Below are 11963 nucleotides of genomic sequence, written 5' to 3'. Positions count from 1 at the left end.
GAAGGAGCATCCGTGACGGAAGGCACCATCTCCGCCGCCGAGGGTGGCGACACCCTGACCCGCCTCGAGCAGGAAGGGGAGATCGCGGCCGACTACCTCGAGGGCCTGCTCGACATCGCAGACCTCGACGGTGACATCGACATGGATGTCGAGGCGGACCGTGCTGCAGTTTCGATCATCAGCGACACTGCCAGCCGCGACCTCCAGAAGCTCGTCGGCAAGGACGGTGAGGTTCTGGAGGCCCTTCAGGAGCTGACGCGTCTGGCCGTGCACCGGGAGACGGGCGACCGTAGCCGACTGATGCTCGACATCGCCGGCTTCCGGGCGAACAAGCGCACCGAACTGGCCGAGCTGGGCGCGAAGGCCGCCGCCGAGGTCAAGAGCAGCGGTGAGCCGGTGAAGCTCGACCCGATGACGCCCTTCGAGCGCAAGGTCGTCCATGACGCCGTCGCGGCGGCGGGGCTGCGCAGCGAGTCCGAGGGCGAGGAGCCTCAGCGCTTCGTCGTCGTGCTCCCTGCCTGACCGCTTTGTTCTGTCGGCCCCGTCTGTTCGCAGGCGGGGCCGATCTTTGTCAGCCTGTTAATCAGCCACCACAGTCCGCATTGCGGCAGTGCGGTACGGAAGGACGGTCCCCGTGACGGAGGCAGCACAGCTTCCCCAGGCGCCCGAGGCGGCACGGAAGGTGTTCGGAGAGCACTTTCCCGAAGCCGTGCGGTACGCGGAGCTGCTCGCGGACGCCGGGGTCAAGCGCGGTCTGATCGGGCCACGCGAAGTGCCGCGGCTGTGGGAGCGGCATCTGCTGAACTGCGCCGTCCTCTCGGAAGTGGTGCCGGAGGGCGTGACGGTGTGCGACGTCGGCTCCGGTGCGGGACTTCCCGGGATCCCGCTGGCGCTGGTGCGACCGGATCTGAAGATCACCCTTCTGGAACCGTTGCTCCGCAGGACGAACTTCCTGCAGGAAGTCGTGGAGCTGCTCGGCCTGGACCACGTGACCGTGGTGCGGGGACGGGCCGAGGAGGTCCTCGGGAAGGTTCCTCCGGTGCACGTGGTCACGGCGCGGGCCGTCGCCCCGCTGGACCGGCTCGCCGGCTGGGGTGTCCCTCTGCTGCGGCCCTACGGCGAGATGCTGGCTCTCAAGGGCGACACCGCCGAGGAAGAGATCCAGGGAGCGCGTGCGGCGCTCAGCAAGCTGGGTGTCGTGGAGACCTCGGTCCTTCATGTCGGTGAAGGCCTCGTCGATCCGCTGTCCACGGTTGTGCGGGTCGAGGTCGGGGAGAGCCCCGGTGGTGTGAGGTTCGCCGCAAAGCGGGCGAAAGCTGCTCGCACCAGTCGTACGCGCCGTCGTCGCTGAGCCATACACGTTGCCATACGTACTGATTTCGGAGTGTCGTCCCGGTCTGGTCATGCGGCTTGGGCATCGTGTTTCACGTGAAACGTCGCTCACTGCTGCAGGGAATCATCAGCCGCGGCCGTGCGGCCGCCCCGACCAAGGGTCGTAGGCCCCTCTTGAGGGCTACAGAGTTGTCCACAGAGGTGGATTCCTCCACAGATCCACGGGGCTCGCTGGTTCGCGACCCCGAAAGCATGGCAGGCTCTGCTCATTGCGAGCCTGATGTCGAGGAGAGTGAATCCTTGCGGTCCGACGCCAACATCGCGGGACCGATGACCGATCCGGTCCCCGGTCCCCGTACCGAGTCCGCGGGGGACGATGTTTCACGTGAAACACCGCCCCCCATGGATGACACCCCCATCGGCCGTGCTGCTCAGCTGGCCGTGGAGGCGCTGGGGCGTGCCGGTGAGGGTCTGCCCCGACCTGAGCAGACACGCATCATGGTCGTTGCCAACCAGAAGGGCGGCGTAGGCAAGACGACCACCACGGTCAATCTCGCTGCTTCGCTCGCCTTGCACGGCGCGCGCGTGCTGGTGATCGACCTGGATCCGCAGGGAAATGCCTCCACGGCTCTGGGGATCGATCATCATGCGGAAGTTCCCTCGATCTATGACGTCCTGGTGGAGAGCAGGCCTCTCGCCGAAGTGGTCCAGCCGGTCCCGGACGTCGAAGGACTCTTCTGCGCCCCGGCCACCATCGATCTCGCCGGTGCGGAGATCGAGCTGGTGTCGCTGGTGGCGCGGGAGAGCAGACTGCAGCGGGCGATCCAGGCCTATGAGCAACCGCTGGATTACATCCTCATCGACTGTCCGCCCTCGCTGGGCCTGCTGACGGTCAACGCGCTGGTCGCCGGCGCTGAGGTACTGATCCCCATCCAGTGCGAGTACTACGCGCTGGAGGGGCTGGGCCAGTTGTTGCGCAACGTGGACCTGGTGCGCGGCCATCTCAACCCGGCACTGCATGTCTCGACCATCCTGCTCACGATGTACGACGGCAGGACACGGCTGGCCTCGCAGGTCGCGGACGAGGTGCGCAGTCACTTCGGCGAAGAGGTGCTGCGTACGAGCATCCCGCGTTCGGTGCGCATTTCGGAGGCCCCGAGCTATGGGCAGACAGTGCTGACCTACGATCCGGGGTCCAGCGGTTCCCTGTCGTATCTCGAAGCCGCGCGTGAGATCGCGCTGCGTGGGGTCGGCGTGCAGTACGACCCGCACCATGCCCAGGTGGGCCAGAACAGTCAGCAGAACATGTCGGAGGGGATCCAGTGAGCGAGCGACGTAGAGGATTGGGGCGTGGGCTCGGTGCGCTGATTCCTGCCGCTCCGCAGGAGAAGCAGCCGACTGCGTCGGGATCGGAGTCGGCCCAGGGACCGTCCCCTGTACTGACCGCGGAACGGGGGGTGGCGGCGGCAAAGGTCGCCACGCTGCCCGCAGCGGTGGTCACACCGCAGGCGGGCGCTCCCGCCCACGAAGGGGAGGCCGCAAGCACGTCGGCGAGCGCTCCGGCTGGTGCGCACTTCGCCGAGGTACCGCTCGGTGCGATCACGCCCAACCCGCGTCAGCCGCGGGAAGTCTTCGACGAGGACGCCCTCGCGGAGCTGGTCACGTCCATCAAGGAAGTGGGGCTCCTTCAGCCGGTTGTCGTGCGGCAGTTGGGCCCGGACCGCTATGAGCTCATCATGGGTGAGCGTCGCTGGCGGGCCTGCAGGGAGGCCGGTCTCGAGCGGATTCCGGCGATCGTCCGGGACACCGATGACGAGAAGCTGCTCCTGGATGCCCTTCTGGAGAACTTGCACCGGGCGCAGTTGAACCCGCTGGAAGAGGCCGCGGCCTACGACCAGCTGTTGAAGGACTTCAACTGCACCCACGATCAGCTGGCGGACCGCATCGGGCGTTCTCGCCCGCAGGTGTCCAACACGCTTCGCCTGCTCCGGCTTTCCCCGCCCGTCCAGCGCCGGGTCGCGGCTGGAGTGCTCTCCGCCGGGCACGCCCGAGCCCTGCTCTCCGTGGACGACTCTGAGGAGCAGGACCGGCTGGCGCACCGGATCGTCGCCGAGGGTCTGTCGGTCAGGGCCGTCGAAGAGATCGTGACGCTGCTGAACTCGAACCCCAAGACCGCGCCCAAGCCGAAGGGTCCCCGTGCCGGCACGCGGCTGTCCCCGGCGCTCACGGACCTTGCCTCTCGGCTCTCCGACCGCTTCGAGACGCGAGTGAAGGTCGACCTCGGTCAGAAGAAGGGGAAGATCGTTGTCGAGTTCGCCTCGATGGACGACCTTGAGCGTATTCTCGGCACACTGGCCCCCGGCGAAGGACGCGTGCTGGAAAAGGGACTCGGCGAGGGCCCTGCCGAGGACGACGAGTCCTGAGCCTTCTGCTCGGCAGTGGCGGAGTCGTCTGAAGGGGCGGGTGGTGTTCCGGAGCGCGGAACACCACCCGCCCCTTCGGCTTGGCGCGGTATCCGTGCCGGGGTCGGGTGGATACGATGCGTTCTGGTATGACGCATCCTCCTTGAGCCACTTCGGAAAGAGGGCAAGGCCATGCGATCGGTGAGCTGCGGCCAACTGGTGACGGCAGGCCTGGGTCTCGGGGCGGTGAGCGGCTTTGTCAGCAGCTTCCTCCTCGAGCGGAACAGGCTGGCAGATGCTCGCAGCGCGGCACACGAGGGAAGTGAGGAAAAGCCTCCATGGGGCGTCGGCTCGTACCGCTCACGCTGGACAACCTTTCGGACCTTCCCAAGCGTTGTCGTGCGTGCGTCTTCTGGGAACTTGACCCGGTCAGCGGTGAAGCCGCAGTAAAGGCCGGCACTCCTGAGCTCGAGAAGGAGGCCTGGATCTCGGCCGTACTCCTCGAGTGGGGGTCCTGTGGTCGCGTGGTCTACGTGGACGAGGTTCCGGTGGGCTTCGTTGTCTATGCCCCGCCTGCCTACGTACCGCGCTCCACTGCCTTCCCGACGAGTCCTGTGGCGGCCGACGCGGTCCAGTTGATGACCGCGTGGGTCATGCCCGGCTATCAGGGGCAGGGCCTTGGGCGGGTCATTGTCCAGACGGTCGCCAAGGACCTGCTCCGCCGGGGGTTCCGCGCGATCGAGGCATTCGGTAATGCCCGGTGGCAGGAGCCGGCCTGTGTCCTGCCGGCCGACCATCTCCTCGCGGTCGGCTTCAAGACGGTCCGACCACATCCCACATATCCGCGCCTGCGGTTGGAGCTGCGCACGACACTCTCCTGGAAGGAAGATGTGGAGCTGGCTTTGGACCGTCTGCTGGGAGCCGTACAGAAGGAGCCGGCGCTCCGGCCTCTCTGACTGCGCACGCGAAAATGGGCCCACCCCCAGGGGGATGGGCCCATTCGTGTTTCACGTGAAACAGCGGAGGCGTTTCTACTCTCCGATGAAGCTCTCAAGGTCACGGACGATCGCGGCCTTCGGCTTGGCGCCGACGATGGTCTTGGCAACCTCGCCGTTCTGGTAGACGTTCAGCGTCGGGATCGACATGACGCCGTACTTGGCTGCGGTGGCCGGGTTCTCGTCGATGTTGAGCTTCACGACCTGGATCTTGTCGCCGTGCTCGGCCGCGATGGCTTCGAGGGACGGCGCGATCTGGCGGCAAGGACCGCACCACGCGGCCCAGAAGTCCACGAGCACGGGCTTGTCGCTCTTGAGGACGTCCTCCTCGAAGGAGTCATCAGTCACGTTCTTCAGGGCGCCGGCCACGGCGGCCTCCTTACTTCTCTGCGGGGTGTGGGGTGGGGTGGTCCAGAGGTGGGTCAGACCACGGGGGTCTTCTCCGGCTCGGCTGCCTTCTCGCTGTCCGAAAGAGCGGCGAGGAAGCGCTCGGCGTCCAGGGCGGCGGCGCAGCCGGTCCCGGCGGCCGTGATGGCCTGACGGTAGGTGTGGTCGACCACGTCACCGGCGGCGAACACTCCGGTGACATTGGTGCGGGTCGACGGGGCGTCGACCTTCAGGTAGCCCTCGCCGTCCAGTTCGAGCTGTCCCTTGAACAGCTCGGTCCGGGGGTCGTGGCCCACAGCGATGAACAGACCCGTCACCGCGAGCGGGGACTTCTCGCCCGTCTTGGTGTTGTTTAGGGTCAGACCCGAGAGCTTCTGGTCACCGTGGATCTCGACGACCTCGCTGTCCCAGGCGAAAGAGATCTTCGGGTCGGCGAAGGCTCGCTCCTGCATGGCCTTGGAGGCCCGCAGGGTGTCACGTCGGTGGATGATCGTGACCGACTTGGCGAAGCGGGAGAGGAAGGTGGCTTCCTCCATCGCCGTGTCGCCACCGCCGACGACGGCGATGTCCTGGTCCTTGAAGAAGAAGCCGTCACAGGTCGCGCACCAGGAGACACCGCGGCCGGAGAGCACGTCCTCGCTGGGAAGGCCGAGCTTGCGGTGCTGGGAGCCGGTGGTGACGATCACGGCCTTCGCGCGGTGAACGGTGCCGGCCGTGTCGGTCACGGTCTTGATGTCGCCGGTGAGGTCGACGGACACGATGTCGTCGGGCACGAGCTCGGCCCCGAAGCGTTCGGCCTGGGCACGCATGTTGTCCATGAGGTCGGGCCCCATGATGCCGTCGCGGAAGCCCGGGAAGTTCTCCACCTCGGTCGTGTTCATCAGCGCACCGCCGGCGGTGACAGCTCCCTCGAACACCAGCGGCTGAAGCGATGCCCGCGCGGTGTAGAGCGCGGCTGTATAGCCCGCGGGCCCGGAGCCGATGATGATCACGTTACGGACGTCGCTCACGGGTTTGTTCCTCGTCTCTGCAGACTGCCTACTGCCTACGGGGCGGCTTCATGGACTCTCACCCCACCCAACGGATCCTACGGGGCGTGCATTCCCAAGAAGCCGGAGCGGCACAGACGATGTCTCAAGGGCGGGGATAGGACTCCGTGAGGAGCAGCTCTCCGGGCGAGTTCGCCGCGTCCTCCACGCATGCCGCATCGACGACGTAGGCCTGGACCTGAGTGCTGTCCTTCGCGTGTGTCATCAGGACGAGGAAGGCGTTGACACCTTCGTAAGTGCCCCGCTCAGCGGCGATGGGGCCGTCTGTGCGGCCGGTCCCCTGCTGAATGCAGGCAGGCACCGCGGCGTCCGACGCGTCCTTGGGCGACATCGTGGTGGGATCGCTCTGGAGGGAGGGTGCCTTCTCGATCCTGGGCTCTGCCTCATGTGTCGGTGCGGCCGCCAGCAGGGACTGGACCCGACTTCCGAGGGCGCTGCCGGAGAACTCCGCGCTGTCCCGCGCCGCGGAGCTCACACTCGTCTCCTTCTTGGCAGCCGAGGCGTCGTTGGCGGTATTCGTCTGGGCCGACTGGAGGAACATCACCCCGACACCTACTGCTGCAGCCCCGAACACGGCGCCCAGGAGGGCACCGCGTCGACGACGTGCCCGGCCGGTCCGCCCCGGACCGGTGGCCGCGCGGGGGTGCCCTGCCGGCCGGGCGGATGGCGAAGCAGTCACTGCTGCCGGCGAGCGGGGCACTGTTTCACGTGAAACATGCTCTCGATCTTCAGGTGCCGTGGCTTGGAGCAGAGCCTCTGCGGCCAGCGCCGCATCGATTCGGCCGGCGATGTCGGCGGGCATCCGTGGAGGACCCGGCAGGGTGCCCAGCAGGCCACGGATCTCTTCCAGAGACGTCTGCACGTCGGCGCACAGCGGACAGTCGTCGAGGTGAAGGCGCACCTCGGCCGTGCGTGCGGGCGGGAGAAGGCCTTCGATGAGGTCGGAGATTTCCGAGACGTGCGGGTGCCCAGTCGTGTCGGTCGATGTCACGCGCGCCCACCTCCGCCCTTCACTGCCGCAGGGTCACTCGGCCCTGTCTCTCTTGGTCCCGACGCCGGTGGGACGGATGTCCCCGGCGTCCGGTTCCTTCCCATGGTGAGGTCGGTGTTATCCCCGGCCTGACCACGCAGATGCGTGAGCATGGGCAGGAGACGTGCGCGGCCCCGGGCACATCGGCTCTTCACCGTTCCCGTGGGGACATCCAGCAGACGGGCGGCTTCGGCGACCGGATACCCCTGCATGTCCACGAGCACCAGCGCCGCACGCTGATCGACAGGGAGTTTCGCCAGGGCGGCCAGCAGCTCCCGGTGGAGGTCGTGACGCTCGGCGGGAGCCTCTGCCGACTCGTGGGGCTCCAGGAGCTGCTCCAGACGCTCCGTGTCGTCCACGGGCGAGGTCTTACGGGAGGCGGCCTTCCGCGCGCGGTCCAGGCAGGCGTTGACCGTGATGCGGTGCAGCCATGTCGTGACGGCCGACTGACCTCGGAAGGTGTGTGCCGCGCGGAAGGCCGAAACGAGTGCGTCCTGGACCGCGTCGGCGGCCTCCTCACGGTCCCCCAATGTGCGCAGCGCCACGGCCCACAGCCTGTCGCGATGGCGACGCACGAGCTCGCCGAAGGCGTCGGGGTCCCCGTCGACGTGGCGTGCCAGCAGATCCTGGTCGCTTACGTCTCCGAGTGTCGCGTCGTCCAACGGTGAGCCCCCTCCCATGCCTCCGTGTCAGCCGGTGAAGGCGACGTCCGTGATGCCCTGCTTGTAGCCGGGGTCGCTGTACTCGTCCTGTGGCGAGTACGGCATCGCCGTCATCCAGATCAGCACGTACCGGCTATTCACCGGCTCCTTGGCGGTCACCTTCAGAGTGGAATCGCTGGTACGACCGGTTGCGATCTGCTGCATGGAGCCGACCGGCCCGGACGGATTCAGCGAATCAACGGCATAGACGCTGATGGTGGTGTGGTCGCCGCCGTAGCGCAACGCTATGGACGCGCCGGCGATGTCTTTGTCGGAACCGAGGTCGTAGACGATGCCGACGCCCTGCTTCACGGACGGCACCAGGTCCGGTCCGTCGAAGTAGCTCCGGCTCCGCCAATAGGTGGTGCTGTCCGAGTCATGAGTGGCCCCGACGTTGTTCGCGTTCTGCGGCGACCCGTCCGGTGCGTACTCCTGGGCGTCCTGGATGGCGAGAGGCACGGGTGCGTCGGGCTTGTCGCCGCCCTGGTTCGTGGTCTCGGTCTCCGAGGTCTTCGGCTCCTCCGAGCCGTTGCGGTTGTCCAGCAGCTTGTCGGCGACTTGCCAGCTACCGAGTCCGAGAGCGGCAATGAGGAGTGCCGATACGGCCCACTTGAGGGCCTTGCCCGTGCGGGTCTGCAGGGGCGGCGGCGGCGTCGGCGTCGGCTGGGTGGTGCCGGCTCCCGGCATGGCAGCGGGCCGGGCGTAGTTGCCCTGCTGATAAGTGGTGCGCTGGTACTCGGGCGGTGCCGTGAAGGCCGGCTCCGGCGGGCGGATGCGCGGCATTGCAGCGACGGCCTTGGCCAGTTCGTCCGGTGTCGTGCACGGCGGTTCCTGGCGGGACGCGGTGGCGCCGTCGTTGACCAGGGCCCGCATGGCCAGCTCGGACAGACCGCGGTGGACGCCGGCCCGCACCTGGTCGGGAGCGACCAGACCGACTCCCTTGGGGAGGCCGGTGAGGCCGTACGCGTCGTTCTCGTAGGGCCAGCGCTGCGTCAGTGCCGCGTACAGGAGGGCACCGATGGCCTCGGTGTCGGTGCGCTGGGGGCCGTCGACGGAGATACCGCGCAGGGCGGCGTTCACCGCCAGTCCGCGGATCCGGTACTGCCCCGTCGAAGTGCGCAGCACAGCCCCGGGAGTGAGCCTCAGGTGAGCGAGTCCCTCCCGGTGTGCGGCGGCCATCGCCTGGGAGACCTGGTCGACGAGCTGGTACGCGTCGTGCGGCTCGAACGGGCCGGCGGCCAGGAGGGCGGTCAGCTCGACGGCGTCGGGCAGCCATTCGTGCACGACGTATACGAGGTCGTTCTCCTCGACCGCGTCGAGGACCTGGACGAACCGGGGGTCGCCGAGGAGGGCCGAGGACCTGGCGGCCGCCAGAACCGAGCGTGCTCGGGGGTGGTCGGCCGGCAGGATGTGCACGCCGACCGCGCGCCGGAGCTTCTCATCGACGGCGCGCCAACTGCTGAAACCGTCCAGACGGGTGACGCACTCCTCGAGCCGATAGCGTCTGGCGAGCTTGTGGCCGCTGTGCAGTTCGGGCGTCGAGTAGGACGGTTCCCCGCCCTGCCGTTCGCCGTCCCTGTCGAGCACGGCCTTTTCCGCCGCGCCTTGAGAGCCCGCTGCCGGAGACTCTGCCGCCTGGGTGTCTGCCGCCCCGTCGGTCGTGGCCTTGCCCGCCTTCGCGGTCAGCGGTTCGTCCCCGCCGTTGTCGGCCACGTCGACGGCAGCCGTGCTACGTTCCGCCACCGTCGTTCCTGCCTCCCCATCCGTTGCGCCATGTCCAACAGCCATGCCAATTGTGCCCACAGTCCGACGCTATGCACGACACACGGCGTCCGACGATGGTTGTGCGGAACCGGCCCGAAGCCGGTCGTCGGCGTACTTGTGACGACTTCTAGCGGCCGAGCCGGCCACGGACCATGCCGACCATGGCGTTGAGTTCCTCGATCCGCATCCGCTTCGCAGCCACGAAGAAGACGCCCAGCAGTGCGATGCCACCGGCCACGAGCGCGACCACGGAGCCCCCCGCGCCGCTGCCGAGTCCCGTCAGGATGCCGTAGGCCACGGCGCCGCCGACCACCGCCGCGGGGACGGACGCCATGGACAGCCGGGCATAGGTGCGCATGACGTGAGCGCCGTCCAGGTCGCCGCCGAGACGGTTCTTGAGCCTCCGCCAGGCGACGCCGACACCGACGGCGTAGGCGAGGCCGTAGGAGGCGGCCATGCCGACAACGGCCCACTGGGCGGGCAGCAGCACGTAACAGAGGGCGGAGGCACCGGCGTTGACGACGGCGACGATGACGGTGTTGTAGAAGGGCGTCCGGGTGTCCTCGTAGGCGTAGAAGCCACGCAGCACCACGTACTGCACGGAGTACGGGATGAGTCCGAGTCCGAAGGCCATGAGGATGAAGCCCATGCCCCGGGCCGCCTCGGTACCGGTGGAGGCGAAGAGCAGCGTCGACATGGGCAGGCCGAGCGCGAGGAACGCGAACGACACGGGAACGATGGCGACGGCGGAGTTGCGCAGGCCCTGGGAGATGTCGTCGCGGACGGCACCGGGATCGTTGTCGTGGGCCGCACGGGAGATGCGCGGCAGCAGGGCGGCCATGACGGAGACGGTGATGATGGCCTGCGGCATGCCCCAGATCAGCTGGGCGTTGGTGTAGGCGATGAAGCCCGCGCCCTGCTTTCCGGACGCCTCACCCGCGGCCGTGGCGAGCTGGGTGACGACCAGAACGCCCGCCTGGTTGGCCAGGACGAAGAGGACGGTCCACTTGGCCAGCTTCACGGTCTTGCCGAGCCCGTGCCCCTTCCAGTCGAACCGGGGACGGAAGCGGAAGCCTGTCTCCCGCAGGTACGGGATCATCGCCAGAGCCTGGACGACGAGACCGAGCAGCGTCCCGATGCCAAGCAGCCGGACGCCCTCAGCGGGAATCGTCTGCACGCCCATCTGGGATTCGGCGGAAGTGCCGTACACCCAGATGAACAGCCCGAAGGTGGTGATCATGACGATGTTGTTCAGGACCGGAGTCCACATCATCGCGCCGAACCTGCCGCGGGCGTTGAGGATCTGCCCCATGACGACATGGACGCCCATGAAGAAGATCGTGGGCAGGCAGTAGCGGGCGAACGTGACCGCGACGCTGTTGGCCGCCTGATCGCTCGCGATCGTGTCCGACATCAGCCGGATCAGCAGCGGTGCCGCGAAGACGACGACCGCGACGATCGCGCCGAGCGCCACCATCACCAGCGTGAGCAGACGGTTGGCGTAGGCCTCGCCGCCGTCATCGTCGTTCTTCATCGCGCGGACCAGCTGCGGAACGAAGACGGAGTTGAGCCCGCCGCCGACCGTGAGGATGTAGATCATCGTCGGCAGCGTGTAGGCGACGGTGAACGTGTCGCCGAGGAGCGCGGCGCCGAGGGCTGCGGTGATCACGAGACTGCGTACGAAGCCCGTGAGGCGGGAGACCAGGGTTCCGGCCGCCATCACGGCACTCGACTTCAGAAGTCCCGTAGCCCGGCCCGCCGGCTTCTTCGGGGCAGGCGGCGCCGGCACCGGTTCGGAGGCGGGCGGTGGCACCGAGGACTGCTGGTCCTTGAAGAGATGAGCGAAAGCGTCAGGCTCCGGCTTCTCCTTGCCGGCCCGCGTGACCAGGTCGTCGACCCCGGTGAACTGTGTGGTCCGCGCGTCGTCGCCGTACGGGAGGTGGCGGGAAGGGCCCTCGGGCTCCGGTGGCGGAGTCTGTGCCCAGATGCGGGGGTCCGGGGCGTACTGGGGCGTCGCCGGCTGCTGGTAGAGCGGCTGCGGCTCCTGGTAGGTGCCCGGGGGCGGCGGCGGGTGCGCGGAGCGGTCGTAGAACGCCTCGTTCACCGGGTCCTGGGCGGAGAGGTCCTGAGCCTGGAAGGGATCCGGGGCGTAGGCGTCCTGGACATAGGGGTCCTGCGCATACGGGTCCGACGAGGGCTGCTGGGGCGGGAAGGAGCCCGCAGGGTCACCGCCCGCGCCCTGACCACGGTCACCGTCGTACGGCGCGTTCATGACTACCCCACCTCATCGTCCCCGGCCGACC

11 protein-coding genes and 1 pseudogene are annotated in these 11963 nt (G+C 68.0%); 5 read left to right on the top strand and 7 right to left on the bottom strand.

Annotation, left to right across the window (positions count from 1 at the left end):
• The first annotated feature begins 12 nt into the window (after positions 1-12).
• The 5 genes from ACTMTU_RS11250 (at position 13) to ACTMTU_RS11230 (ending at position 4690) form a co-directional block, all read left to right on the top strand.
• Entirely contained in the window at positions 13-522 is a 510-nt protein-coding gene (locus ACTMTU_RS11250) for a Jag family protein (protein ID WP_441263332.1), read from the top strand.
• A 112-nt stretch (positions 523-634) separates the two neighbouring features.
• Positions 635-1351 carry a 16S rRNA (guanine(527)-N(7))-methyltransferase RsmG gene (gene rsmG, locus ACTMTU_RS11245; RefSeq protein WP_441263331.1) on the top strand — a complete coding sequence of 239 codons (717 nt, stop codon included), beginning with the start codon at positions 635-637 and terminating at the stop codon, positions 1349-1351.
• A 233-nt stretch (positions 1352-1584) separates the two neighbouring features.
• Positions 1585-2658: a ParA family protein gene (locus ACTMTU_RS11240; protein ID WP_189473153.1), complete on the top strand. Its 1074-nt coding sequence runs from the start codon at positions 1585-1587 to the stop codon at positions 2656-2658.
• The gene (locus ACTMTU_RS11235) at positions 2655-3755 is read left to right on the top strand and encodes a ParB/RepB/Spo0J family partition protein (protein WP_441263330.1); all 1101 of its coding nucleotides are present in this window, start codon (positions 2655-2657) and stop codon (positions 3753-3755) included. Before ACTMTU_RS11240 ends, ACTMTU_RS11235 begins: the two co-directional genes overlap by 4 nt.
• A gap of 317 nt (positions 3756-4072) precedes the next feature.
• A complete protein-coding gene (locus ACTMTU_RS11230) occupies positions 4073-4690 on the top strand; it encodes a GNAT family N-acetyltransferase (RefSeq protein ID WP_189473151.1) in 618 nt (205 codons plus the stop codon).
• A gap of 75 nt (positions 4691-4765) precedes the next feature.
• Here ACTMTU_RS11230 and trxA read toward each other — a convergent pair whose 3' ends face one another.
• From trxA to murJ, 7 genes and pseudogenes are all read right to left on the bottom strand, one after another.
• On the bottom strand, positions 4766-5098 hold the full coding sequence (gene trxA, locus ACTMTU_RS11225; RefSeq protein WP_100108089.1) for a thioredoxin: 333 nt from the start codon (positions 5096-5098) through the stop codon (positions 4766-4768).
• 53 nt (positions 5099-5151) lie between these two features.
• A complete protein-coding gene (gene trxB, locus ACTMTU_RS11220) occupies positions 5152-6126 on the bottom strand; it encodes a thioredoxin-disulfide reductase (RefSeq protein WP_441263329.1) in 975 nt (324 codons plus the stop codon).
• A 124-nt stretch (positions 6127-6250) separates the two neighbouring features.
• Positions 6251-6706: a hypothetical protein gene (locus ACTMTU_RS11215; protein WP_441263722.1), complete on the bottom strand. Its 456-nt coding sequence runs from the start codon at positions 6704-6706 to the stop codon at positions 6251-6253.
• Positions 6707-7045: 339 nt separating this feature from the next.
• A pseudogene (locus ACTMTU_RS11210) lies at positions 7046-7156 on the bottom strand (hypothetical protein); the annotation flags it as partial.
• Positions 7153-7857 (bottom strand): RNA polymerase sigma factor SigM, encoded by a 705-nt coding sequence (gene sigM, locus ACTMTU_RS11205; protein WP_441263328.1) that lies wholly within the window; start codon positions 7855-7857, stop codon positions 7153-7155. The gene sigM and the pseudogene ACTMTU_RS11210, both read right to left, overlap by 4 nt.
• A gap of 27 nt (positions 7858-7884) precedes the next feature.
• Entirely contained in the window at positions 7885-9639 is a 1755-nt protein-coding gene (locus tag ACTMTU_RS11200) for a protein kinase family protein (RefSeq protein ID WP_441263327.1), read from the bottom strand.
• 148 nt (positions 9640-9787) lie between these two features.
• Entirely contained in the window at positions 9788-11932 is a 2145-nt protein-coding gene (gene murJ / locus ACTMTU_RS11195) for a murein biosynthesis integral membrane protein MurJ (RefSeq protein ID WP_441263326.1), read from the bottom strand.
• Positions 11933-11963 lie beyond the last annotated feature (31 nt).

The organism is Streptomyces sp. OZ13, from assembly GCF_052068155.1.
Lineage (GTDB): Bacteria > Actinomycetota > Actinomycetes > Streptomycetales > Streptomycetaceae > Streptomyces.
Note: the sequence above shows the minus strand (reverse complement) of the source record. Positions and strands in the feature narration are given on the sequence as shown.